General features: G+C 34.4%; 28 protein-coding genes. All 28 read right to left on the bottom strand.

From position 1 onward, the window contains the following. Window positions 1-197: 197 nt before the first annotated feature. The 28 genes from frr to AB1K81_RS04460 all read right to left on the bottom strand — a co-directional run bounded on the left by frr (window position 198) and on the right by AB1K81_RS04460 (window position 23,427). Window positions 198-755 carry a ribosome recycling factor gene (gene frr, locus AB1K81_RS04595; protein ID WP_412975471.1) on the bottom strand — a complete coding sequence of 186 codons (558 nt, stop codon included), beginning with the start codon at window positions 753-755 and terminating at the stop codon, window positions 198-200. Between the two features lie 2 nt (window positions 756-757). Then, window positions 758-1,480, bottom strand: a complete 723-nt coding sequence (pyrH, locus tag AB1K81_RS04590) for a UMP kinase (protein ID WP_412975470.1) — start codon at window positions 1,478-1,480, stop codon at window positions 758-760. A 95-nt stretch (window positions 1,481-1,575) separates the two neighbouring features. Next, complete coding sequence (gene tsf / locus AB1K81_RS04585) at window positions 1,576-2,460, bottom strand: translation elongation factor Ts (RefSeq protein WP_412975469.1); 885 nt, start codon at window positions 2,458-2,460, stop codon at window positions 1,576-1,578. Window positions 2,461-2,578: 118 nt separating this feature from the next. Further along, window positions 2,579-3,325: a 30S ribosomal protein S2 gene (gene rpsB, locus AB1K81_RS04580; protein WP_412975468.1), complete on the bottom strand. Its 747-nt coding sequence runs from the start codon at window positions 3,323-3,325 to the stop codon at window positions 2,579-2,581. Window positions 3,326-3,486: 161 nt separating this feature from the next. Then, window positions 3,487-3,939, bottom strand: a complete 453-nt coding sequence (locus tag AB1K81_RS04575; RefSeq protein WP_412975467.1) for a DUF6115 domain-containing protein — start codon at window positions 3,937-3,939, stop codon at window positions 3,487-3,489. Window positions 3,940-3,946: 7 nt separating this feature from the next. After that, window positions 3,947-4,249 (bottom strand): hypothetical protein, encoded by a 303-nt coding sequence (locus AB1K81_RS04570; RefSeq protein ID WP_412975466.1) that lies wholly within the window; start codon window positions 4,247-4,249, stop codon window positions 3,947-3,949. Between the two features lie 57 nt (window positions 4,250-4,306). Next, entirely contained in the window at window positions 4,307-5,677 is a 1,371-nt protein-coding gene (locus AB1K81_RS04565) for a flagellar assembly protein A (protein WP_412975465.1), read from the bottom strand. A gap of 27 nt (window positions 5,678-5,704) precedes the next feature. Beyond that, window positions 5,705-6,475, bottom strand: a complete 771-nt coding sequence (locus tag AB1K81_RS04560) for a FliA/WhiG family RNA polymerase sigma factor (protein ID WP_412975464.1) — start codon at window positions 6,473-6,475, stop codon at window positions 5,705-5,707. Window positions 6,476-6,526: 51 nt separating this feature from the next. Continuing rightward, entirely contained in the window at window positions 6,527-7,024 is a 498-nt protein-coding gene (locus tag AB1K81_RS04555; RefSeq protein ID WP_412975463.1) for a chemotaxis protein CheD, read from the bottom strand. Continuing rightward, window positions 7,017-7,655 (bottom strand): chemotaxis protein CheC, encoded by a 639-nt coding sequence (locus tag AB1K81_RS04550; RefSeq protein ID WP_412975462.1) that lies wholly within the window; start codon window positions 7,653-7,655, stop codon window positions 7,017-7,019. Before AB1K81_RS04550 ends, AB1K81_RS04555 begins: the two co-directional genes overlap by 8 nt. Window positions 7,656-7,659: 4 nt before the next feature. Further along, the gene (locus AB1K81_RS04545; protein ID WP_412975461.1) at window positions 7,660-8,130 is read right to left on the bottom strand and encodes a chemotaxis protein CheW; all 471 of its coding nucleotides are present in this window, start codon (window positions 8,128-8,130) and stop codon (window positions 7,660-7,662) included. Between the two features lie 30 nt (window positions 8,131-8,160). Continuing rightward, entirely contained in the window at window positions 8,161-10,191 is a 2,031-nt protein-coding gene (locus AB1K81_RS04540) for a chemotaxis protein CheA (RefSeq protein WP_412975460.1), read from the bottom strand. Between the two features lies 1 nt (window position 10,192). Further along, window positions 10,193-11,245: a protein-glutamate methylesterase/protein-glutamine glutaminase gene (locus tag AB1K81_RS04535; protein ID WP_412975459.1), complete on the bottom strand. Its 1,053-nt coding sequence runs from the start codon at window positions 11,243-11,245 to the stop codon at window positions 10,193-10,195. A gap of 5 nt (window positions 11,246-11,250) precedes the next feature. After that, window positions 11,251-12,129, bottom strand: coding sequence for a MinD/ParA family protein (locus tag AB1K81_RS04530; protein ID WP_412975458.1), 879 nt, complete (start codon window positions 12,127-12,129; stop codon window positions 11,251-11,253). After that, window positions 12,119-13,243: a flagellar biosynthesis GTPase FlhF gene (gene flhF, locus AB1K81_RS04525; RefSeq protein WP_412975457.1), complete on the bottom strand. Its 1,125-nt coding sequence runs from the start codon at window positions 13,241-13,243 to the stop codon at window positions 12,119-12,121. Before flhF ends, AB1K81_RS04530 begins: the two co-directional genes overlap by 11 nt. Beyond that, window positions 13,240-15,276 carry a flagellar biosynthesis protein FlhA gene (gene flhA / locus AB1K81_RS04520; protein WP_412975456.1) on the bottom strand — a complete coding sequence of 679 codons (2,037 nt, stop codon included), beginning with the start codon at window positions 15,274-15,276 and terminating at the stop codon, window positions 13,240-13,242. Before flhA ends, flhF begins: the two co-directional genes overlap by 4 nt. A gap of 19 nt (window positions 15,277-15,295) precedes the next feature. Continuing rightward, window positions 15,296-16,375 carry a flagellar biosynthesis protein FlhB gene (gene flhB / locus AB1K81_RS04515; RefSeq protein WP_412975455.1) on the bottom strand — a complete coding sequence of 360 codons (1,080 nt, stop codon included), beginning with the start codon at window positions 16,373-16,375 and terminating at the stop codon, window positions 15,296-15,298. A 1-nt stretch (window position 16,376) separates the two neighbouring features. Then, the gene (fliR, locus tag AB1K81_RS04510; protein ID WP_412975454.1) at window positions 16,377-17,156 is read right to left on the bottom strand and encodes a flagellar biosynthetic protein FliR; all 780 of its coding nucleotides are present in this window, start codon (window positions 17,154-17,156) and stop codon (window positions 16,377-16,379) included. Window positions 17,157-17,159: 3 nt separating this feature from the next. Beyond that, window positions 17,160-17,429 carry a flagellar biosynthesis protein FliQ gene (gene fliQ / locus AB1K81_RS04505; RefSeq protein ID WP_412975453.1) on the bottom strand — a complete coding sequence of 90 codons (270 nt, stop codon included), beginning with the start codon at window positions 17,427-17,429 and terminating at the stop codon, window positions 17,160-17,162. A 36-nt stretch (window positions 17,430-17,465) separates the two neighbouring features. Continuing rightward, window positions 17,466-18,131 (bottom strand): flagellar type III secretion system pore protein FliP, encoded by a 666-nt coding sequence (gene fliP, locus AB1K81_RS04500; RefSeq protein WP_412975452.1) that lies wholly within the window; start codon window positions 18,129-18,131, stop codon window positions 17,466-17,468. After that, window positions 18,124-18,792 carry a flagellar biosynthetic protein FliO gene (locus AB1K81_RS04495; RefSeq protein WP_412975451.1) on the bottom strand — a complete coding sequence of 223 codons (669 nt, stop codon included), beginning with the start codon at window positions 18,790-18,792 and terminating at the stop codon, window positions 18,124-18,126. Before AB1K81_RS04495 ends, fliP begins: the two co-directional genes overlap by 8 nt. Window positions 18,793-18,807: 15 nt before the next feature. Continuing rightward, entirely contained in the window at window positions 18,808-19,170 is a 363-nt protein-coding gene (locus AB1K81_RS04490; RefSeq protein ID WP_412975450.1) for a response regulator, read from the bottom strand. 21 nt (window positions 19,171-19,191) lie between these two features. Next, window positions 19,192-20,382 carry a flagellar motor switch phosphatase FliY gene (gene fliY / locus AB1K81_RS04485; protein ID WP_412975449.1) on the bottom strand — a complete coding sequence of 397 codons (1,191 nt, stop codon included), beginning with the start codon at window positions 20,380-20,382 and terminating at the stop codon, window positions 19,192-19,194. Next, complete coding sequence (fliM, locus tag AB1K81_RS04480; RefSeq protein WP_412975448.1) at window positions 20,375-21,373, bottom strand: flagellar motor switch protein FliM; 999 nt, start codon at window positions 21,371-21,373, stop codon at window positions 20,375-20,377. Before fliM ends, fliY begins: the two co-directional genes overlap by 8 nt. Window positions 21,374-21,406: 33 nt before the next feature. Next, window positions 21,407-21,826: a flagellar basal body-associated protein FliL gene (gene fliL, locus AB1K81_RS04475; protein WP_412975447.1), complete on the bottom strand. Its 420-nt coding sequence runs from the start codon at window positions 21,824-21,826 to the stop codon at window positions 21,407-21,409. Further along, window positions 21,819-22,037 carry a flagellar FlbD family protein gene (locus AB1K81_RS04470; protein WP_412975446.1) on the bottom strand — a complete coding sequence of 73 codons (219 nt, stop codon included), beginning with the start codon at window positions 22,035-22,037 and terminating at the stop codon, window positions 21,819-21,821. The genes fliL and AB1K81_RS04470 overlap by 8 nt, the downstream gene beginning before the upstream one ends. 63 nt (window positions 22,038-22,100) lie before the next feature. Continuing rightward, window positions 22,101-22,979, bottom strand: coding sequence for a flagellar basal body rod protein FlgG (gene flgG / locus AB1K81_RS04465; protein WP_412975445.1), 879 nt, complete (start codon window positions 22,977-22,979; stop codon window positions 22,101-22,103). A gap of 79 nt (window positions 22,980-23,058) precedes the next feature. After that, window positions 23,059-23,427: a TIGR02530 family flagellar biosynthesis protein gene (locus AB1K81_RS04460; protein WP_412975444.1), complete on the bottom strand. Its 369-nt coding sequence runs from the start codon at window positions 23,425-23,427 to the stop codon at window positions 23,059-23,061. Between the last annotated feature and the right edge of the window lie 12 nt (window positions 23,428-23,439).

The following is a 23,439-nucleotide window of genomic DNA, read 5'->3' as shown; positions in this document are numbered from 1 at the left end:
ATATTTATGCTATAAGTCAAGCTTATATGACAAAGCAATTTTTCTATAGTATCATAATAGCACAAATGCATGATGGTTATAATGATGCAAAATATCACTCTTATTATAACGATAATCCAATGAGAATACAAAAGCCCCCTTAAATAAGAGGGCTTATTTATGTTTCATCGTATAGGAAATACTAGAATATAACAAGCTTAAACTTCCATTATTTCTTGTTCTTTTTTCTTAGCTAATTGATCAATTTCAGCAATATGCTTATCTGTTTGTTTTTGTACTTCTTCTTGAGAATCTCTCAATTCATCTTCCGTAAGTTCTCCGTTTTTTTCAGCCTTTTTAAGTGCGTCATTTGTATCACGACGGATATTTCTTACTTGAACACGATATTCTTCTGCATATTTTCCTACAACTTTAACTAGTTCTTTTCTACGTTCTTCTGTTAGTGGAGGAATATTAATTCGAATTACATTACCGTCATTTGATGGTGATAAACCTAAATCAGCTTTTTGAATTGCTTTTTCAATATCCCCCATTGCTGTTTTATCATAAGGAGTAATGACAAGTAAACGAGCTTCTGGAGCAGAAATTGTCGCTAATTGATTTAATGGCGTGTTAGCACCATAATATTCAACGAAAACACTGTCTAAAATAGCAGGGTTAGCTCTTCCTGCACGAACTGTAGCCAAATTTCTTGAAAATGCTTGTACAGCTTGTTTCATTTTATCTTGGCATTCATTCATAATTTGATCAGTCATGTTTATTTCCCCCTTATTATTGTACCGATTGTCTCACCTTGGACAACCCTTTTAATATTTCCTTCTTCCGTAATAGAAAAAACAATTAGTGGAATATCATTTTCCATACATAATGTCGATGCAGTAGAATCCATAACACCGAGACCTTCATTTAACATTTCCATATAAGAAATGTTTTCATATTTCTTCGCATCTTTGTTTACTCGAGGATCATCAGAGTAAACACCATCCACATTATTCTTGGCCATAAGAATAACTTCTGCCTCTATTTCAGCTGCTCTAAGTGCTGCAGTAGTATCTGTTGAAAAGTATGGATTACCAGTCCCTGCTGCGAAAATAACAACTCGCTTCTTCTCTAAGTGGCGAATTGCCTTTCTTCTAATATATGGTTCCGCAACTTGACGCATTTCAATTGATGTTTGAACACGAGTAGGTATATCAATTGTTTCAAGAGCATCTTGTAATGCTAACGAATTCATTACGGTGGCAAGCATCCCCATATAATCAGCGGTTGCCCGATCCATACCCATTTCACTACCAACTTTTCCGCGCCATATGTTGCCTCCACCGACAACAACAGCAACCTCTACTCCTAAAGCTACAACATCTTTAATTTGATCTGCAATAGATTGAATAATTTTTGGTTCAATGCCATATCCTTGGTTTCCACTTAATGCTTCACCACTTAATTTTAGAACAATTCTACTGTAACGAGCTGTCGTCATAATAACCTCCACTAAGAATAGATTTTAATTAGTACAATAATCTATGTACTTATGGTGAAATAGGGAACATCATATGTGTCCCCTACCCTTCATCATTATTTTTTGACTTGGCTCATTACTTCTTCTGCAAAATTCTCAGAACGTTTTTCCATCCCTTCGCCTACTTCATAGCGAACAAAAGTTTTAACTGAAGCACCTTTAGATTCCACATATTTTTTAACTTTTTGATCTGGATCTTTAACAAAGCTTTGTTCAAGCAAGCAAATTTCTTCAAAGAACTTACCTAGGCGACCTTCAACCATTTTTTCAACGATATTTTCCGGTTTACCTTCGTTAAGAGCTTGTTGTTTAAGAACTTCACGTTCGTGATTAATTACATCTTCAGATACTTCATCACGAGAAACATATTTAGGATTTACAGCAGCAACATGCATAGCAACATCTTTCGCAACAGCTTCATCAGTAGTTCCTTCTAATAAAGCTAGAACACCAATACGTCCTCCCATATGAAGGTATTCACCAAAAGCATCGTTGTCTGTTTTAGTTAATAACTCAAAACGACGTAAAGAGATTTTTTCTCCGATTTTTGCAACAGCAGAGTTAATGTAAGTTTCTAGTGTATCACCTTCACCATTTAACTTTTGTTGTAGTGCTTCTTCTACAGAGCTAGGTTTTTGTGAAAGTAAATGATTTCCTAAATCTACTAGTAATTGTTTGAATTGATCGTTCTTCGTTACGAAGTCTGTTTCACAGTTCACTTCTAAAAGTACTGCAGTATTGCCTTCTGACGCAATATATGTAGATCCTTCTGCAGCAATACGATCAGCTTTTTTAGCCGCTTTAGCAATACCTTTTTCACGTAGGTAGTCAATTGCTTGCTCAATATCACCATTTGTTTCAGTTAGTGCTTTCTTACAATCCATCATTCCAGCACCAGTCTTTTCACGTAATTCTTTTACTAATTGTGCAGTTATAGCCATAAATATCCTCCTTAGTATTGTTAATTGTTTCTATTAGCATTACCTTATGAATTTATTACATGCCTTAAAAAAAGGTGATAAAAGGCTTATCCTCTTATCACCTGACCTTTTTTAGAAATTATGCTTCTTCAGTGGATTCAACTGAATCTTCTGTTTGAGCTTCTTCAGCTACTTCTAATTCTTCACCTTGTTTAACTTCAAGAATTGCATCTGCAATTTTAGCTGTAAGAAGTTTTACAGCGCGGATAGCATCATCATTAGCTGGGATCACATAATCGATTTCATCTGGATCACAGTTTGTATCAACAATTCCGATAATAGGAATATTTAATTTGTGTGCTTCTGCAATAGCAATACGCTCTTTACGAGGATCGATTACGAATAAAGCATCTGGAAGTTTTTTCATATCTTTAATTCCACCTAGGAATTTAACAAGACGTTCTTTCTCTTTTAACAAGCCAACAACTTCTTTTTTAGGAAGTACTTCAAATGTTCCATCTTCTTCCATTTTTTCAATCTCAACTAAACGGTTAATACGTTTACGGATTGTTTGGAAGTTAGTTAGAGTACCACCTAACCAGCGTTGGTTAACATAGTACATTCCAGAACGGATTGCTTCTTCTTTAACAGAATCTTGAGCTTGTTTCTTTGTACCTACGAAAAGAACTGTACCACCGTTTGCAGCTAATTCTTTTACATAGTTGTATGCTTCTTCAACCTTCTTAACTGTTTTTTGAAGATCGATGATATAGATGCCGTTACGCTCAGTGAAGATATATTTCTTCATTTTAGGGTTCCAACGGCGAGTCTGATGTCCGAAATGTACACCAGCTTCTAGTAATTGCTTCATAGAAATTACTGACATTATTATTTCCTCCTTGGTTTTTTCCTCCGCTTGCATCATTTCTGTATAAAGACCTACTTGGCACCATTTTATACAAATTAACAAACGTGTGTGGTTATAAATAATATTTTTTTGTATTTACACCAAAAATAAATATACCATACCGAAATCTTGTTATCAAGCTAAATATTACTTTTTTCATGAAACTTTATAATTAATTCCACTTCTGTTTTTCCGCAACCTAGTTTACGAGCGATTTCATCTGCATTTAAACCCTCTTGGTATAGCTTTAAAATTCGAGACTGTTGAGATACTTCTATCTCATCTTGAACTTCGTCATTGCCTAGTGGATTATATAAACTTTCTGCCTGTATTTGTTCTTTAGCTGGCTGTATTGCTTCTTTCATAGATGGAGTAGAAAAAACCTCTCCTTTTTCTTCATTAGAACCAGAAAGTTCTTTTTGTAAGATTCTATTTTCCTGTCTAATCTCTTCTAAATAGTCTTCCATTAAGGTTATAATTTCCGCACTATTATCTGTTGATTTATTCATAGAAAGTTGCTTACTTAAAGTATAAATAGCAACGATTGAAACAATATGTAAGATAAAGCTCACTATAAATAAAAATGATGTCATAAAACTATTAGCTCCTAATGTCAAAGTTATTCCCTAGATAGGGATGTTTGATAGCAGGTATAGTATTTGAGTTAGAATTAGCTTCCATATTAGGTTCTCTAGATACATTGCTATCCTTCTGACCGTCTTTTTGTAAATGAATAGCTTCAAACTCTTGTACTTTTTTTCTTTTTTCATTCTCCTGAATAAGCTGACTTTGGGATAATGCTTCCTGAAAATGCTGATTGGATTTTGTCATTTGATCTTGAAGTTTACCTACATCTTGTGTTCTTGGAAGCGCAACCTGCATTTCAACAGATTTCCAACTCATAAAGAATCACGTCCTTCTCGCTACAATCAAATGTGATTTTAATTTCAACATACTTGATTAGAACGAACGCATAAAGATTTCATTACGTAGTAGCTCAAATTCTACTTGTTTATAAGCAGTACTAATTACTCGTTTATATTTACCAAAAGTTACAATCGTGTTTCCGTATAAATTTCCAGTAACCGTTAATTTAGCACGATTCTCATTAGACTCTTTTGTCACCTCAGACAACTGCTCGTCTATTGTATCTAATAAAACTTTATTTTTTTCATATGAAGCCTTTTGTCTTTTGAGTGTTTCCATCATTTTGGGGTTGGATTCTATATTAGGAGTAAGCGATAACTTTTTGCCAATAATAGATAACTTCTCCAAAGTATCTTGTATTTCCTGCTTTTTCCTTTGAAGTTCTTCAATTTGAACTAACTCTTTATGACTTTGTCCTAGAATTAGCTCTGTTTTAGTATTCATATAATTGCCGACATTTTTAACTTCAATTAATTCCCCCGCTGATAACTGACCACCTATAATACTACCACGTTGGCAAACTAACTCACTACCAGCAACACATTCGCTATGAAGGATAGAGTTTTCAACATATATATTTTTCCCTGCATGGACTAATCCTTGGTTGATATACCCAATCTGAATACTTTCACCCGCTTCAATATATCCTTTTTGAAGACCAGATAATCCTTCTGATATAAAAATTGACCCTTCTGCTTTTATGGTGGCTGCCTCGACCATACCATAAATTTTAACATCTCCACCCGCGTTTATTTGGTAACCGGAAGGAACATCCCCTCTGATGACAATCGTTCCAATAAAATCTAAATTTCCTTCCTTCATTGATAACGTGTCTGTAACTTCATAAACTGGATGAACATGTATAAAATTACCTTGTACACTTGCTTGCCCAACACACTCGGCATAAAATGCTAAACTTTCCTCTTCATATCGGACATTTTTACCCGGGTTGAGTTTAGCGGGTTTTCCTGGTTTAGCAGGCACAGTATTACCATACACATCAATACCTACTGTCCCTTCGGTAGGTGGCGTAACGACAGCAAGCTTATCACCATCATTAACTGATGGGATAAGCATGACATCACGAAAATTCCAATTATCTGTTTTTTCTACCTTGGGGTTAAAATTAATTTCATAATGAATTTCGCCATCTTTTCCTGGTTCGGGTTCTTTCCCTTCGGCTACTAGGACCGGAAAATCTTCAAGAGGAATACCGCAAGCTAAATGTTGGATATTCTCTTGATGTATACCATATTCGATGTTATGTTCTGCAAGTAAATTAGTTACGGATTCTACTGTAATTTCACTATCACGATTCACCAGATATTCATCTGTATATTGAAGTTCGGCTATCATACGGTCCTTCGTTGTAGCTATTTTAAAAAATTGCCTTAGCTCGGTCATAACTTTGCTACTCCTTTAAAATAGGCATTATAAAGCCTCTTTCAAATTATTACGTAATTTAAAAATTGCTTTTTTATGAATTTGAGAGATTCTAGATGTTGTTAATCCAAGAACTTGTCCAATCTCCGTAAATGTCAATCCGTCTTGATAAAAAAGACTGATAATTAGTTGCTCATTTTCTTTTAACCCTTTAATACTATTTGCAAGAGCTTTATACTGCTCATTTTTCACAATATGTTCATCTGGTTGGACGCTTTTATCATCTGGTATAGAATAACCAATTCCTTCTTTATGTTCACTTGTACCATCTTTTGGTTTATCTTCAATGGATAGCATATTTGCAAAAAGCGCATCTCTTACATATGTTTCTACATCCTGTACTGACATATCTAATTCCATAGCTATTTCTTCGGAGCTAGGTTCCCTTTTATAGAGTTGTTCTAGCCTCTGGGTAACCTGTTCTATTTTTTTAGTTTTTTCCCGTATAGATCTTGGCAACCAGTCTTCTTTTCTTAAGCCATCAATAATAGCACCTCGGATTCTAAAGGAGGCGTATGTATCGAATTTCAAATCTCTATCAAGATCAAACTTTTTTAATGCATCATATAACCCGTATAATCCTAAACTTCTTATATCTTCTTTCAACACACTACTTGGTAAATGACTCATTGTTCTTTCAACATGATAATTTACTATGTGCATGTAGTGTTGGATTAACTGATTAGCTGCCTCATTATCTTGATAGTTTTTCCATTTATTCCATAAATCTTGTTCTAGAGGAGAGATTTTTGTACTCAAAACGAAGTGCTCCTCCCTGTCCTATTTTTAATTAACATAGTTCATCGACGATTAGATGACGTGCTCACCCTTTGTAATCGTCCGTATTTTTAAAAGGCCAGTTTGTGGGTCAAATTCTATTGTACGCCCAAAATTCCCACCCACATCAGATGAAACCACCGGAATATTATGTTCAGCTAGCTTGTTTAAAACAGCTTCTACATTTCGTTTACCAATACGCATCATGTCATTTTCAGTAGTAATATGAAACATCTGCGCACCACCAGCGATTTTTGCTTGTAATTGATTTTTTCGTAAACCATTATTTAGTAACATTTCTACCAAAATATCTATAGCTGTATCAGCATATTTATGTTTATTTAATGTTTCTTGCTTCCCTAGACTGGAATCTGGTAACATCACATGTGCCATACCTGCAATTTCTTTATTTTTATTATAAATGACAACGCCGACACATGAACCAAGACCAGAAGTCCTGATGACATCTGGCGCTTTAACAATATTTAAATCCGCTATTCCTATCTTTACTACTGTCTGATTATTATTCATAACCCTGTATTCCTAGGGCTTGAAAAATTTTATTAAATGATTCTGGAGAAGGAAGTAATAGCAACTGACCGTTTATCCCTTTTTGCTTTTCTCCTGCATCATTCATTTTAGTGTTGATTATAATTGCAAAATCATACACTTCCGAAACTTGTAGTAAACCTACTGTTAGAATTGCACCGGCCATATCTACACTTAAATGTGGTATAGATGGCTGCATATTAATATTAGTAAAATCAGAAAGAGCGGATAAATAAGAACCTGTTAAAATATTGCCTGCTTCTTGAAGCGCAGAGATAGCTAATTCACTTTGCTCTCCATCAATAGATAAAGAGATCTCATCATTATTCGTCATTTCCTTAATAAGCGTTTCCGCTTCCTCAATAGAAAATAAAAGGTAAACCATACCAGGTGCTTCGCCAAGTATTTGAAATAATATCCCGACAATTAACTTATCTGCACCCCCAACCATCTCCATAACTTCATCAAATGCCACGATGTCGATACTTGGTACTTCCATATCAACTTTTTTATGAATTAGTTTTGACATGGAAGTAGCTGCATTACCTGCCCCAATATTACCTATCTCTTTTAACGCATCAAGTTGAATAAGCGAAAGTTGTTCATAATTCATATTATTAACCTTCTACGTTTTTTAAGTCGCTAATTTCCTCATTCGTTAGAACCATCTTAAGGTCTAATAATATTAGTAGACGATTTTCTAATTTTGCTACACCTTCAATATAATCAGCGTTAACTGCACCAATCACTTCAGGAGCAGGTTCTATAGAATCTGTTGAAATATCAATAACATCATTTGCTGCATCAACAATTAATCCAACTTCCATTTCTTCTAAGTTAACAATAATAATACGAGTAGAATCCGTATATGCTGTTTCTTCGATTCCTAGACGTGAACGAAGATCGATGATTGGTGTTACTACCCCTCTTAAATTGATTACACCCTTAACAAATTCAGCTGTATTTGGTACTCGAGTGATTGGTTGAATACGCTCAATTGATCCAATTTGCTGTACAGATACTGCGAATTCCTCATCTTTTAATTGAAATACGATAACTTTCTTTTCGGTTGCTGTTTCATTAGCCATTTCGTCTTCCCCCTTAGGAATTAAATTCTCTTATTTAATGATTGCATTACTATCTATGATTAAAGCAACTTCTCCATCACCTAAAATGGTAGCTCCCGAAATTGCAAAAGCATTATTTAAATATGAACCTAGTGATTTTAGTACGATTTCTTGTTGTCCAATGAATGAATCTACAACTAATGCAGCCATTTTTTCACCTTTTTTCACAATGACGATTGAAGTATATTCGTCATCACTATCTTCGCTATCAACACCAAAGATATCTTTTAGATCAACCAAAGGAACTACTTTTCCTCTGAAATCAATAACCTTCTTATGGTGCGCTGAAAGGATTTGGTCTTTTGAAATAATTGCTGTTTCAATAATAGAAGAAAGTGGTATCGCATACTTCTCTTTATTTAGTTCAACTAGTAATACAGATATAATGGTTAAAGTAAGTGGTAGTTGAATAGAAAATACAGACCCTTTATTAAGCTCTGAATCAATTGAAATACTTCCACCTAAAGATTCAATTGTGTTTTTGACGACATCAAGTCCTACACCACGACCAGAAATGTCTGAAATTTTATCAGCTGTTGAAAAACCACTTTCTAAAATCAATTCATAGACTTGTTGATCCGTTAAACTTTCCACATCACGTTCGTTAAGAATACCGTTCTTAATTGCTTTTTGTAAAACTTTCTCCTTATTAATTCCAGCACCGTCATCAGAAATTTCAATAAAAACATGATTTCCACTATGATATGCCTTTAATTCAATGGTACCTTTCTCTGGTTTGCCTTTGCGTTTTCTTTCCTCTGGAGTTTCCACACCATGATCGATGGCATTACGTAGTAAGTGGACAATCGGATCCCCAATTTCATCAATTACAGTTCGGTCTAACTCCGTATCAGCCCCTACAATCTCAATATCTACTTGTTTATTTAAGTCTCTTGCAAGTTTACGGACCATTCTTGGGAATCTACTAAAAACAGTATCAATGGGAACCATACGCATCGTTAGAATAATATTTTGTAAGTCACTTGAAATTCTAGCCATACGTTCTACTGTTTCTTTTAAATCCGCATTTTGTAAATCTAAAGAAATTTGATCTAGGCGTCCTCTGTCAATAATTAACTCCTCAAATAAATTCATTAAGACGTCAAGTTTTTCAATATTAACACGAATCGTTTTATTATTTGTACTTTTAGTTGTTTCTTGTTCTTTCGTCTTTTTTTCTTCCTTCGCTTCTACGATTGAAACAGTAGTCTCTTCAATCGGATTTGAAGATGCTTCATTTTCTATTGACTCGCGATATTTACTTACTGAGAAATGATTTACTTTAACTTCTTCAATTTCTGATACTTTTTTAATTTTTGCCGCGATTTCATTTTGGTCTTGACTTGATACTAGAATAACAGAAAAAGTATTTTCGAAGTTTTCTTCCTCTAAATCATTCACAGAAGGTTCAGACTTAATTACTTCCCCTAGCTGCTCCAGAACTTCAAAAACCATAAATACTCGAGCACCTTTTAATAAACAATCTTCTCGTAACGTTACCGTTATTTCGTAGTTTTCAAATCCACGCTCTTTAGATTCATTAAGAATAGATAATTCAAATTCATCTAAGTCAGTAAATACATTAGATAGATTAGTAGAATCAGCCTCTACTACTTTTTCATTACTAGCTTCTGGAAGCGAATTGCCTTTTTCAATCATTTCTAGCTTTCTCGCTACTCCGGTTACATCTAGGGATCCAGTTCCACCACTTGCTATATCTTCAACCATTGTATTTAAATGGTCAACAGTATCAACCAATAAATCAATCATTTCGGATTGAACTTGGATACGGTCATAACGAATAGCATCAAAAACGTTTTCTAACGTATGAGTTAATGTGGCAAGATCATTATAGCCCATTGTTGCAGACATCCCTTTTAATGTATGTGCTGCTCTAAAAATTTCTTCTATAATTGCTTTCTCGCTAGGCGATTTTTCCAATTCAAGTAATTTTTTATAGAGTACTTCTATATGTTCATTACTTTCATCAATAAAAACGTCTAAATATTGTGTTGTATCCATTCTACATCCCCCCAGATTTATTGGTTAGCTTATAAATCATTTCTCCCATTTGATGTAAGTGAACTATATAATTAACTGCATTTGTTTTAATTGCAGCTTTTGGCATCCCATAAATAATAGCTGATTCTTCTGATTCAGCTATTATGATAGTGTCGGAATCAAGCTTCTTTAATCGTTCAATTCCTTTTGAACCATCACTTCCCATGCCAGTCAATATGACAGCAATCTTGTTAACCCTTGTAATTTCAGCAGCAGACTCTAAAAGAACATCAACTGCAGGTCTATGACCGCCTCTTTCTTCCTCCTGCGTTAGTTCAATAGCGTGGCTGGTTCCTACTTTTCTAATTTTCAAATGATAATTACCTGGTGCTATATAGACCGTTTTATCTTTTATGATTTCCCCATGTGTTGCCTCTTTAATATGTAGGTTGCTGAGATTATTTAACCGCTCTGCAAGGGACTTAGTAAATCCGGCTGGCATATGCTGTACAATTAATATAGGACTTGAAAAATCGTTTGGTAGATCCATTATTAATCGTTGTAATGCACGTGGACCACCAGTTGAAGTTCCTACTAATATAAACGTCTTAGCAAATGGTTGTTTCGTAGCAACTAAATTAGGTGTTTCACTACTCTCGGAATTTTTAGTAACATCAACTTCTGAGGCAGCAATTACTTTAGTAATAATCTCTTGTTTAATATCGGCAATATTTAATGATATAGAACCTGATGGCTTTGTAATAAAATCTACTGCACCATTCGTAATAGCTTGTAACGTACTGTTTGTGGCTTCTTTCGTTAAGCTAGAGAGCATAACGACTGGTAATGGATGTTCTTTCATAATATAAGTAAGGGCAGTAATTCCATCCATAACTGGCATCTCAACATCTAACGTAACAACATCAGGTGATAATTCTTTTATTTTCTTAAGTCCATCCGCCCCATTCCTTGCAGTTGCTATAACGTTGATTCGATTGTCGCTCTCTAATATATCCGTAATCATTTTCCTCATAAATGCCGAGTCATCGATCACGATTACACGAATGGGAATCATTATGTTCACCTTCCTTTATTAGTTAATAGACCTTTTAGCCTTTCAACAAATGTAGAAGATTCCTTGATAATCGTTCCTACTTGTCTATTAAGGTAATTTTCAGATAGTTGTTTTATAGATTGAGCAACACGCGAATTTCCATTCTCTATAGTAAATGGTGCTTGTTTTATAACGGCAGCTGATACAGCCCTATCCTCTGGTATTACACCAAGAAATTGTACATCGATTTGCAAAAATTGTTCAATCAATTTTTGGAATCGTTTTACGGTTGTTAATCCTTTTTTTATGTTGTCGGAACGATTTAATATCACATACATAGGTAGTTTCTTGTTATGTTTTGCAATATACTTAATCATGCTATATGCATCTGTAATAGATGTCGGTTCGGGAGTAGTTACTACAATACATTCATCTGAAGCAAGTACAAAATCGATACTTGCTTGTGTTGCTCCAGCTCCCATATCAAAAATAATAAAATCAAACGTCTGTAATACTTTTTTGTATTGATCTAGAAAGTAATTCGTTATTTGCTTATCCACGGAAAAAATATCTGATAATCCCGTACCACCAGCAATAAACATTAGATTATTTGGTCCTAGTTCCATAATATCATAAATAGGCAATTGTTCCTGCATTAAATTCACAATGGTTCTTTTAGCTTGTAATCCAAGAAGGATTTCTACATTCCCCATTCCAATATCTAAATCAACCAATAGAACCTTTTTACCTTGTTTACAAAGCTCAAGTGAAAAATTAACCGCAATATTCGATTTGCCAACCCCGCCTTTTCCACTAACAAAAGAAATCGTTTTAGCTTGCTCTATAGTAGTATTGGAAGCTTCCTCTAACTTTCTTCTTAAACTTTCTGCTTGGTCATGAATCAATTAAATCACCTACTAATAAGTTACTAATGAATTCTTTTGTTGGCTTCAAAATGTTATCAGGTACTTCTTGTCCGTTAGTCAAATAAGAAATATCAACTTTTTGGATTAGCGGAAGGTTAATTAAACTACCGTACTGTGTCGTTTCATCTATTTTTGTAAATATAAAACCTTTAATATTTATTCGGTGAAAATTATCGTAAATTTCCTTAACATCCTTAGGTTTTGCTGTTAAAGATAATACTAAATAGTTGACTACATTATCTTGGAATAATATGTTCTTCGATAATTCCGTTACAAATTGTTCATCACGATAATTTCTACCAGCTGTATCAACAAGAATTAAATCATAGCTTTTCAATTTTTCGATTGCGTTTTTATAATCTTCAACTGAATAAACTACTTCAACAGGAGTATTTAATATTTTTGCATAGGTCTTTAATTGATCAATTGCCGCTATACGGTATGTGTCCATCGTTATAAATGCTACTTTCTTTTTATCTTGTAACATACTGTTTGCAGCAACTTTTGCTATAGTTGTCGTTTTACCAACTCCAGTCGGACCAACAAAATGAATAATTTTAGCATTATTGGGTATTCCAACAAATGACAAATCAGATAGTCGTGTTTCAATTTCTATTTTTACTTCCTTTGCAATGGTTCGGGTATCTATAGAGTTATCATTACCATTTTGTTTACTCACAACATTTTCAATTATGTTGGCTGCTAAATCTTGATCTACCTCTTGATCAAGTAAATGCTGATATACGACTTGATAATCGAGAGAGAAACGTTGAATATTTTGCTGAGTTGATTGACTCTCTAAAATTTTTCTCATATTTTTTATTTCATTCATGAGGTCTGATTCCACTGAACTACTAGAATTAACATGCTTAAGACTTGCGTCTGATATTTTCACATTCGAAATTTGCTTTTGTTTAACAGGACTTTTATCTAGCGCAGCAATTACCTCTATTTTACTTTTCTTAAAAAAGCCTAGAAATCCACCTTCTTCGATTTCTTTAGAACTTAAAATAACTGCATCTGATCCTAACTCTTTACGAACCTGATTCATTGCCTCTGGCATTGTAGGTGCTACATATTTTTTTACCTTCATGCTACATTCACCACTCCAACACTTTGAACTTGTACAGTAGGTTCTAGCTCGTTATACGATAATACGACGACTTGAGGTAAAAAACGATCTAGCAATTGCTTCAAATACATCCGAATTGCTGGAGAACATAAAATAATTGCATTTTCTTCATGAAGTGCTAATCTTTCTACTTCTTCACTAATAGCTTTTATTATCATCTGCTGTGTATCAGGATCTAATGCTAAATAATTTCCATGCTCCGTTGATTGGATGTTCTCAGCTATTTTCTTTTCTACTTTTCCAGATACGGTTATTACCTTTAAAGAATTTTCCTGGTTTGCATATTGCTTCGTTATTTGAGCAGATAATGCTTGTCTTACATATTCACCTAATAACTCGGGGTCATTCGTAAGCTTACTAAAATCAGCTAACGTTTCAAATATTATTGGCAGATTTCTAATAGAAACATTTTCTCTTAATAATTTCGCTAAAACTTTCTGTATATCACCAATTGATAATGGATCTGGTGTTGTCTCTTCTACTAAAATCGGATAACTTTCTTTTAAATGATCAACTAACTCTTTCGTTTCTTGTCTTCCTAGTAAAGTATGTGCTTCACGTTTAATGATTTCCGTAATATGAGTTGATACAACTGAAGGGGGATCAACAACAGTATATCCAGATAGCTCTGCTTCATCTTTATTTTCTTCACTTATCCACTTTGCTGGTAGGCCGAATGCCGGCTCTTGAGTTTCAATCCCCTCAATTAAATCATTATCCATGTCCGGAGTCATTGCTAAATAGTGATCCAGTAAAATTTCACCTTTTGCTACTTCATTTCCTTTTATTTTCAAACGATATTCATTTGGATTTAATTGGATATTATCCCGAATCCTCACTACCGGAATTACAATACCAAGTTCAATTGCTAACTGCCTACGAATCATTATGACACGATCTAATAAGTCGCCGCCTTGTTTTGCATCAACCAATGGTATAAGTGCATAACCAAATTCAAATTCGATTGGATCCATACTAAGAAGGTTAATAACATTTTCCTGTGTTTTCAAAGCAGATCCTTCCACCTGATCTTCCTCTTCTTCATCAGCTACAACTGGTACTTTTTGCTTTCGCATCATAAAGTATGCACCTAGTGCCAATACTCCAGCAATTATCGTTGTTAAAAAGAAGTTAATCGGTGTAAGGCCTAATAAGAATATAGTACCGGCAGCAATGAATAACAACTTAGGGTATTGGAGTAATTGTTCAGCTACATCACTTCCTAAATTATTTCCTGTAGCAGTACTTCGAGTAACAACAATACCTGTTGCTGTAGATATTAGTAAAGCAGGAATTTGACTAACTAACCCGTCACCAACCGTTAGTCTCATGTACGTATCAATTGCTTCTTGAAAGGAGAATCCTTTGTCCATCATGCCAATGACAATACCAAAGAAAATATTAATTAATACGATAATAATTCCTGCAACCGCATCTCCTTTAACGAACTTACTCGCACCATCCATTGAACCGTGAAAATCCGCTTCGTTCTCTACCTTTTTTCTTCTATCCTTTGCTTCTTGTTCCGAAATAAGTCCTGCATTCAAATCTGCGTCTATACTCATTTGCTTCCCTGGCATAGCGTCTAGAGAGAATCTAGCTGCAACTTCAGATACACGTTCAGATCCTTTTGTTATAACTAAAAAGTTTATAATTACTAAAATGACGAAAACTACAAAGCCGACTAACGGACTATTTCCAATAACAAATGAACCAAACGTGTCCACTACCCCACCAGCGTCAGCATTACTTAAAATAGATCTAGTTGTGGAAACATTTAATGCCAGTCTAAACAATGTTAGTAATAATAGTAAGGTTGGAAAAACGGAAAACTGTAATGGTTCCTGAGTGTTCATTGATACTAACAGTACAATTAACGCAAGAATAATATTAATTAAGATGAACACACTTAATAGCCATCCAGGTAGTGGGATGACTAACATGACGATGACTAAAATTACGGCTAATAATACGGATAAATCACGGGGTTTCATGGAAGTCTCTCCTTAGGGTTTAAACTTTTTTCTCCATGCGATATACATATGCTAGTACTTCAGCAACCGCTTGGTAAAATTCTTCTGGTACAACCTCACCAATTTCCACTGAGGCATATAGAGATCTTGCTAATGGTCGATTTTCAACTGTTGTCACATTATTTGCCTTAGCAACTTCCCTTATTTTAAATGCAATGTGATCTACACCTTTGGCAACGACATAAGGGGCACTTGCTTTTTCTTCATCATATTTTATCGCAATGGCATAATGGGTTGGGTTTGTAATTACAACATCTGCATTTGGAATTTCACTCATCATACGACGCATTGATATTTGCCTTTGCTTTTCTTTTATTTTAGATTTAATCAAAGGATCTCCTTCAATATTCTTATATTCATCTTTAATATCCTGCTTTGACATTCGTATGTTTTTTTCGAAGTCGTATTTTTGATAAGCGTAGTCAAAAACTGCTAACAAAAGTAAAGCTACTGTTGCTGCAATCCCCATTATTAATGTTACTCTTGAGAAAAATGCCATTGCACCATCTGCATTTTTAAAGGCTACCATTAACATATCATCTTTAAATAACCAGATGATAAAAAACGTAATGGCACCAATTAATACTATTTTGAGTAAGGATTTTAATAGTTCCACTATTGCACGAAGCGAAAAAATACGTTTAGCTCCTTGAATTGGGTCAATCTTCTTCAAATCGAATTTTAACGGTTCTGTCGTAAATAAAAATCCGACTTGCATTAAATTGGAAGTAACACCAGCTATAATCGCTATGAGCATGACTGGTCCAACTATTTTGGCAAATTCAATCATACTTTCTGTAAAAATTGCAAATACAGTTTTTTCTGTTAAGTTCCAATGAATAAATTCTGTAAACGTATGTTGAAACAAGGCAAGCATACTATCCTTCATAAAACTTCCAAATACTGCCATAATCACCAAAACGAACATTAATAAGAAAGCTGTGTTTACATCTTGACTTTTTGCTACTCTTCCTTTCTTCCGCTCATCATTTCGTTTTTTTGGAGTTGCTTTTTCTGTTTTCTCCCCGGCAAAGAATTGGAGATCCAATGTCAATTGCAAATTAAGCACCTCCAAATAAAGTCATAAGTCCTTGCATAACTTCAAACATGTAACTAAATAAATTTTTAACTAAAACGATATAAAGACTTAAGAAAACTAGAATAGCTACAAAACTTACTAATATTTTTAATGGTAACCCAACTACAAAAACATTCAACTGGGGAACCGTTCTAGCTATTATCCCAAGTGCTACATCCACTAAGAATAAGCAACCAACTATAGGTATTGATATTTGGAAAGCTATAAGAAACATATTATTAAATGCCTTAATAACAAAATCTGCTATACTACCATTTTGAAATGGAATAAAAGTGTCTAATGGAATAAATGTATAACTATTTACAATTCCGTCTATTAACAAATGATGACCATCAACCGATAATAAAAATAGTAAAGCTATTATATAAAAATATTGCCCTGTTATCGGACTTTGTGCACCGGTTTGAGGATCCATAACATTGGCAATGGCAAACCCCATCTGAAAATCTATAAACCCACCAGCAACCTGTACGGCAGAAATAATAATATAGCCTATTAGACCTACCAAAATTCCGACAAGTGCTTCTTTAATAATTAAAAAGAAATACACTTCATCAATTTCAATCGCAGCTGCATCAACTGTGTAAAACATAATAAAGGCTAAAAACACACTTATTCCAATCCTAAAGGGTAATGGAATAGTTCGATAAGATAATAAAGGCATTGTGACAAAGAACCCTAATACTCGTACTAAAATAAGCAAAAAGATAGGAAAACTATTTAAATTAATTAATTCTATCATCGTTTACCCTACAAACCGATTTAAATTTTGAAATAAATCAGCCGTGAATTCTATCAAAGTTGTTAGCATCCATGGACCGAAAAATAATAAACCGACTAAAACAGCTACAATTTTAGGAATAAAAGCAAGGGTTTGTTCCTGAATCTGTGTGGTTGCCTGAAAAATACTAACAAGTAAACCAACAGCGAGTGCCAAAATAAGCAGTGGACCTGTTATTAAAAGTATCGTATAAATGCCTTTTTCTGCTAAAGATAATACAAATTCACTACTCAATTCCTAAACACCCTCCTTTTACTTATTCCAAATTCCTCAGAACCCAGACAATAATGAATGAGTAATTAAATACCATCCATCTACCATAACGAAAAGTAATATTTTAAATGGTAGTGAAATCATGACAGGTGGTAACATCATCATCCCCATCGACATTAGAATACTTGCAACTGCCATATCGATAATTAGAAATGGAATGAAGATCATAAAACCCATTTGAAATGCTGTTTTTAATTCACTGATTGCAAAAGCTGGTACAAGTGCGGTTAGTGGTATTTCCTGTATAGATTCCGGTGTTTCAACTTGTGCATAGCTTAAAAATAGTGCTAAATCTTTTTGCCTTGTATGCTTTGCCATAAAACTTTTAATTGGTTCGCTAGCCCGATCATACGCTTCATCAAGTGAAATTTCCTCGTTAAAAAGAGGTTGCAATCCTTGTTCATAAACTTCACTAAATGTAGGTGCCATTATAAAAAATGTTAGAAATAGTGCTAGTCCAATTAACACCTGATTTGGTGGCATTTGCTGCGTTGCAAGTGATGTTCTGACAAACGAAAGAACTATAACTATTCTCGTAAAACTCGTCATCAAGATTAATATTCCAGGTGCTAAAGAGAAAATCGTAAGCAATAGAATTAATCTTATGGATGTCGAAACATTTGTTGGATCTGAACTAGAAAACATATCGATAAATTCATTCATGGTTATCTTCCTTCTCGGTATGTTTATTCATTAAATTCCTTCTATTTTGCTTTAACTTTTCTAGTTCGTTAGAAAAAAGATTTTTAAAGTTTTGGTTAGCATTATCCGTTTTTTCAGTCGCTTGATTATTTTTACTTTGAAATAATGAAAGGATCTTTTCTGGTTTGAAATCAGCTTGTTCCTGATAACTAGATAGTATCTCTTCTTTCATTCCCTCATCTACTATCTCTTCAAGAAGTTGGACATTCTCTCCTACTCCTATAAGGTAAAGTTTGCCACCAACTCGAATAACTTGAATGGACTTACTCGGTCCAACAGATATACCACCAAGATTTTCAAGCGTTTTTACTTGATTGAAAAGCTTGTTACGTTTACTTAAAAACTTTAACAATAAATAAATCAACGCTAATATAAGAAATAAAGCAAAAACCATTTTTACTAAGTCAAAAGCTAAAGAGCCATTTTCTGATACTTCACTAACAGGTTGTTGATTACTATTATCAGGACTATTAGTATCAGAACCATCTAATTCTTGCTCAGAATCGTTTTCATTATCATACCAATCACTAACTTTATCTCCATCAGCGTAAACATTTGAAGGGGAAACTAATAGGAATAGTAACAAACCAAAAAGAATCCCCAAACAACTTTTCTTTCCCAAGGTTCTCACCTTTTCTTAATCCAATGCTTTCTGGATAGCTTCAATTACACGGTCCGCTTGGAAAGGTTTTACAATAAAGTCTTTAGCTCCGGCTTGAATTGCATCAATTACCATTGCTTGCTGTCCCATAGCAGAGCACATAATTACTTTCGCATTTGGGCTAGCTTCTTTAATCTTCTTCAAAGCAGATATCCCATCCATTTCTGGCATTGTAATATCCATTGTAACCAAGTCTGGGTTAAGCTCTTGATACAGTTCAACTGCCTGTTGTCCATCTTGCGCTTCACCAACTACTTCAAAACCATTTTTCGATAAAATATCCTTGATCATCATTCGCATAAAAGCTGCATCATCTACGATTAAGATGCGTTTACTCATGTCTAATTCCTCCTAGTATGATTATTTCAGCTTCAATAGTCGGTCAGATTGACTAATGATATCCGTCACCCGAACTCCAAAGTTTTCATCAATTACTACTACTTCACCTTGTGCTATCAATTTTTCATTTACTAAAATATCTACTGGTTCACCAGCTAGTTTATCTAATTCAATAATAGACCCACTCGTTAAATCTAAAATATCTTTAACACTTCTTCTAGTTCTTCCTAGTTCAACTGTTACTTTTAATGGAATATCAAGTAACATGTCTAGATTTCTTGGCTGACTGACAGTTGGTTCTTGATGTTCAAAATTTGAAAACTCAGCTTGTTGAATATTAGATTTGTTTTGAATCATTGAATTACCAATCATCTGTGGCTCGCTCGTTCTACCAACTGCGTGAACAGGGCTAGTTTCTTGAATTAGAGATTGCTCAAGATTTGAATTTTGTGATAACTCTTCTTGGTAAACAATTGTTTCATCTAAATGTTCTACAGCAACCGCTGATTCTGTTCGGCTCTGTTGATCATTATTTAGTAATTCAGCAACTAATTGTTTTGCAAAAGGCACTGGCATTAATTGCATAATATTAGAGTCAATTAGATCGCCAACTTTAAGTTGGAAGGAAACTTTTACATATACATCTGGTTCTCCTTCTTCAGCCTCTTCTGCAACGTTAGATTGTGTTATCGATGGTGGTGAGATATCAACTCGTTTTTCAAACACCGTTGACATACTTGTTGCTGCTGCTCCCATCATTTGATTCATCGCTTCTTGAACAGCACTTAAATGAATTTCGTTAAGCTCTCCAAAAGGTCCAAGACCATTACCACCTAGCATTACATCTGAAATCACTTGGGCATCTTCTTTTTTAATAATAAGGACATTCTTACCTGTAAAACCTTCTACATAATTGACTTGAACATTTACATGTTCAAATTGAAATGCTTCTTCTACCTTATCTCTAGAAATAATAGATACAGTTGGCGTCGTAATTTCTACCTTTTGATTTAGTAGAGTTGAAAGCGTAGTTGCAGAGCTTCCAAATGAAATGTTCCCAATCTCACCTAGCGTATCTATTTCTATCGATGAAAGATACTCATTCATATCAATAGAATTATGTTCTGTTTCATTTGTATTTTCTTCGGAATCATCAGCACCTATATTTAATAGAGCATCGATTTCATCCTGGGAAAGCATTCCATCATTCATTTTCTTCAACTCCTTCCTTTATTTCTTCCAACACCTGAACAGACAATTTATTTTTGTATTTACCAGGTTGTACATGGAATTTAGGCTCATCATTTATTTTTAAAACTAATGGTTGATCTATTGGACGATTTAATGCAATTACATCATTGGAACTTAAATCTAAAAATTGCTGAATACTCATCAAAGTTTCTCCAAGAATCGCTTTTGCATCTACTTCTACCCTCTCAATATTTTTTGCTAATTTATCAGCTGCTTCTGGATCTCGCTTTTTAGTAGTAGTTTGCATCCAATATTGTACCGATAACCTTGAGATGATCGGTTCAAGAACAATGTGCGGTATGCAAATATTAATCATACCACTAACTTCCCCAATAGCTGTATTTAGTGAAACAACCACTACTGTTTCATTTGGTGAAACTAACTGTAAAAATTGCGGATTAATTTCCATATCTTCCAATACAGGTTCTATATCAATTAATGACGCCCAAGCTTCTTTAAGACTTACAGTTGCTTTATCAAACAATTGAGAGATTAATATGGTCTCTATTTCCGTTAAATTATCTATCTTATTAATAGAATCCCCTCTCCCACCTAGCAATCTATCAAGCATTCCATAAGCTATGTTCGGGTTAACTTCCATAATAATTCTCCCGTCTAAAGGGGAAACGTTATAGAGATTTAACACAGTTACTTTAGGAATAGAGCGAATAAATTCTTCGTATGGGATTTGGTCAACTGATGCAACCGTAATATTTACATATGTTCTGAGCTGCGAAGAAAATAAAGTTGTAAGTAACCTTGCATAATTTTCATGAATTCTACCGATACTTCGGATTTGGTCCTTTGAAAATCTGAGAGCACGTTTAAAATCATAAACACGAACTCGTTTTTCACTTTCTTCTTTTTTCAGTTCTTCTGCATCCATATCTCCAGTTGTTAATGCTGATAAAAGGGCGTCAATTTCGTTTTGCGAAAGAACTTCATCTGCCAAAGATACTCACCTCCATATCGGAGTATAATTTTTCTACTGTAAAATTTTGTTAATTGTATATACTTCTTGAATCGATCCTTCTGTCATTACTTTATTTAGTTCTAATTTCAAGATATCCTCAACTTCAGAAAGACCTGATTTAAAGGCTTCCTCATCCATTGTTGCTAACTCTTTGATAAGTATGTTTCTAACTTGGAAATCACGTTTTGCAATCTCTTCCTTTGCATCCTTACCATCCGTTATGATTTGAAATTGTATACGTACAAAACTACCATCACTAAGGTCGGTTGTTATTTCAGGAGTTTGATATGAATACTCTACAATCTCATCAATAGATTGTTCTTCATCCTTATCTCGTTTATCTAGAACATTTAAAACGACGACTGCAGCGACAACACCGATTAAAATAATGATAACTAATGATAATAGCATTGTTTTGACAAATTTATTCACTTGTATTCCCCACCTCACTTAGTGAATGTATAATACCTATTCTCTTATAATAAGATGTTATAAGTTCAGTTACTTCTACTTCGGAATCTTTCACAACAACTTTCTTCCCATTGATTAGGGTAATGGTCGTATCTGGATAAGATTGAATTTGTTCTATCATAAAAGCGTTTAATGTAAAGGTTTCACCGTTTAATCGTTTCAGTTTAATCATAATATTGGAAGAAGATATCCAGGAGGGAGAAGTCCCTCCTTAAGACATCAACCTACCTCCCTATTATCGTTTTAAGTTAACGAGTTCTTGTAGGATTTCATCTGAAGTTGTAATAATTCTTGTGTTAGCTTGGAAACCACGTTGAGCAGTAATCATTTCGGTAAATTCTTCTGAGAGGTCAACGTTTGACATTTCTAATGCACCGCTGACTATTGATCCTGTACCTCCAGTCTCTGGTAATACTCTAACAGCTTCTCCAGAGTTTTCGCTTGCCAAAAAGAGGTTACTTCCCGCCTTTTGTAGGCCAGCAGGGTTTGAAAAATTCGCTAAGGCAATTTGCCCGGCAACATGGGTTTCACCAGTTTGATCAACATAGTTTACTATACCATTTGATTGAACACTAAAACTTTGTGCATCTTCCGGTATTTGTAATCGAACATAAGTGCTTGGTGTATTGGTTGTTCCATCTGTTGGAATAGTACCATCAGCATCTGCACCAGCTCCAACTAGATATAAACCTTGTGGATTTACAATGTAACCATTCTCGTCTAAATAAAAATTCCCTGCACGAGTATATGATAAATTTGCATTATCCATATTAAAAGTATCTCCGGTTAGACCACCACTTGCCACTATAAACATCCCGTCTCCCTCTAATGCAAAATCCAAAGGATTATTAGTAGTTTGACGGAAACCTTGCGTATGAATATTGTCAATGGAACCTAATTGAGATCCTAAACCAACTTGTGCTGGGTTTACCCCACCTCGAGTTGCTGTAGCACCTTGTGCGCCTGAAGTCATCTGACTCATCATATCTTGGAACGTTACACGGCCTTTTTTGAAACCTGAAGTATTAACATTGGCGATGTTATTACCAATCACATCTAATTTTGTTTGGAAGTTTTTCATTCCAGAAATACCTGCATACATTGAACGTAACATAATTTAGTTCTCCCCTTTTTTGGTATTATGTAGCTGTATCAATCGGTCAACAGCTATTGGCCTCCCATAAGGGTCCAGCCTATTCGTTAATTAAAATTGTTCCGTTAATATTTGTGAAAACTCGATTTGAAGCTTCCTCTAAATTCATTGCAGTTACCACAGTATTATTTTTTGCACTTACAAGTAGTGCTGTGTTATTCATCAGAACAAGTGAATCGGTAACTCCTTTTTGCTTAGCCTCACTCACTTTATCACTAATAAGTTGCCACTGCTTTTTGTTCAAGAAAATATTTCGTTCTTGGAGCCTTTCATTAGCGTGTCTGCTAACTTTTAGTTCTTGTTGCTCTTTTAAAATCGATTTAAAATCTACACCTTGAACATTTTTTGGCTTATGTGACGAGGGAAACTGTAAGGCTTTACTAGGTACCTGATGAATCCGATGATCCATAAATTTCACTTC

Origin of the sequence: Ornithinibacillus jepli (genome assembly GCF_047228935.1) — a bacterium.
GTDB lineage: Bacteria > Bacillota > Bacilli > Bacillales > Amphibacillaceae > Ornithinibacillus.
Note: the sequence above shows the minus strand (reverse complement) of the source record. Positions and strands in the feature narration are given on the sequence as shown.

Excerpts from the sequence above, each read along its gene's own strand:
- frr (WP_412975471.1), bottom strand. The coding sequence starts at position 755 with ATGACTGATCAAATTATGAATGAATGCCAAGATAAAATGAAACAAGCT.
- pyrH (WP_412975470.1), bottom strand. The coding sequence starts at position 1,480 with ATGACGACAGCTCGTTACAGTAGAATTGTTCTAAAATTAAGTGGTGAA.
- tsf (WP_412975469.1), bottom strand. The coding sequence starts at position 2,460 with ATGGCTATAACTGCACAATTAGTAAAAGAATTACGTGAAAAGACTGGT.
- rpsB (WP_412975468.1), bottom strand. The coding sequence starts at position 3,325 with ATGTCAGTAATTTCTATGAAGCAATTACTAGAAGCTGGTGTACATTTC.
- AB1K81_RS04575 (WP_412975467.1), bottom strand. The coding sequence starts at position 3,939 with ATGACATCATTTTTATTTATAGTGAGCTTTATCTTACATATTGTTTCA.
- AB1K81_RS04570 (WP_412975466.1), bottom strand. The coding sequence starts at position 4,249 with ATGAGTTGGAAATCTGTTGAAATGCAGGTTGCGCTTCCAAGAACACAA.
- AB1K81_RS04565 (WP_412975465.1), bottom strand. The coding sequence starts at position 5,677 with ATGACCGAGCTAAGGCAATTTTTTAAAATAGCTACAACGAAGGACCGT.
- AB1K81_RS04555 (WP_412975463.1), bottom strand. The coding sequence starts at position 7,024 with ATGAATAATAATCAGACAGTAGTAAAGATAGGAATAGCGGATTTAAAT.
- AB1K81_RS04550 (WP_412975462.1), bottom strand. The coding sequence starts at position 7,655 with ATGAATTATGAACAACTTTCGCTTATTCAACTTGATGCGTTAAAAGAG.
- AB1K81_RS04545 (WP_412975461.1), bottom strand. The coding sequence starts at position 8,130 with ATGGCTAATGAAACAGCAACCGAAAAGAAAGTTATCGTATTTCAATTA.
- AB1K81_RS04540 (WP_412975460.1), bottom strand. The coding sequence starts at position 10,191 with ATGGATACAACACAATATTTAGACGTTTTTATTGATGAAAGTAATGAA.
- AB1K81_RS04535 (WP_412975459.1), bottom strand. The coding sequence starts at position 11,245 with ATGATTCCCATTCGTGTAATCGTGATCGATGACTCGGCATTTATGAGG.
- flhF (WP_412975457.1), bottom strand. The coding sequence starts at position 13,243 with ATGAAGGTAAAAAAATATGTAGCACCTACAATGCCAGAGGCAATGAAT.
- flhA (WP_412975456.1), bottom strand. The coding sequence starts at position 15,276 with ATGAAACCCCGTGATTTATCCGTATTATTAGCCGTAATTTTAGTCATC.
- fliR (WP_412975454.1), bottom strand. The coding sequence starts at position 17,156 with ATGATAGAATTAATTAATTTAAATAGTTTTCCTATCTTTTTGCTTATT.
- fliP (WP_412975452.1), bottom strand. The coding sequence starts at position 18,131 with ATGAATGAATTTATCGATATGTTTTCTAGTTCAGATCCAACAAATGTT.
- AB1K81_RS04490 (WP_412975450.1), bottom strand. The coding sequence starts at position 19,170 with ATGAGTAAACGCATCTTAATCGTAGATGATGCAGCTTTTATGCGAATG.
- fliY (WP_412975449.1), bottom strand. The coding sequence starts at position 20,382 with ATGAATGATGGAATGCTTTCCCAGGATGAAATCGATGCTCTATTAAAT.
- AB1K81_RS04470 (WP_412975446.1), bottom strand. The coding sequence starts at position 22,037 with ATGATTAAACTGAAACGATTAAACGGTGAAACCTTTACATTAAACGCT.
- flgG (WP_412975445.1), bottom strand. The coding sequence starts at position 22,979 with ATGTTACGTTCAATGTATGCAGGTATTTCTGGAATGAAAAACTTCCAA.
- AB1K81_RS04460 (WP_412975444.1), bottom strand. The coding sequence starts at position 23,427 with ATGGATCATCGGATTCATCAGGTACCTAGTAAAGCCTTACAGTTTCCC.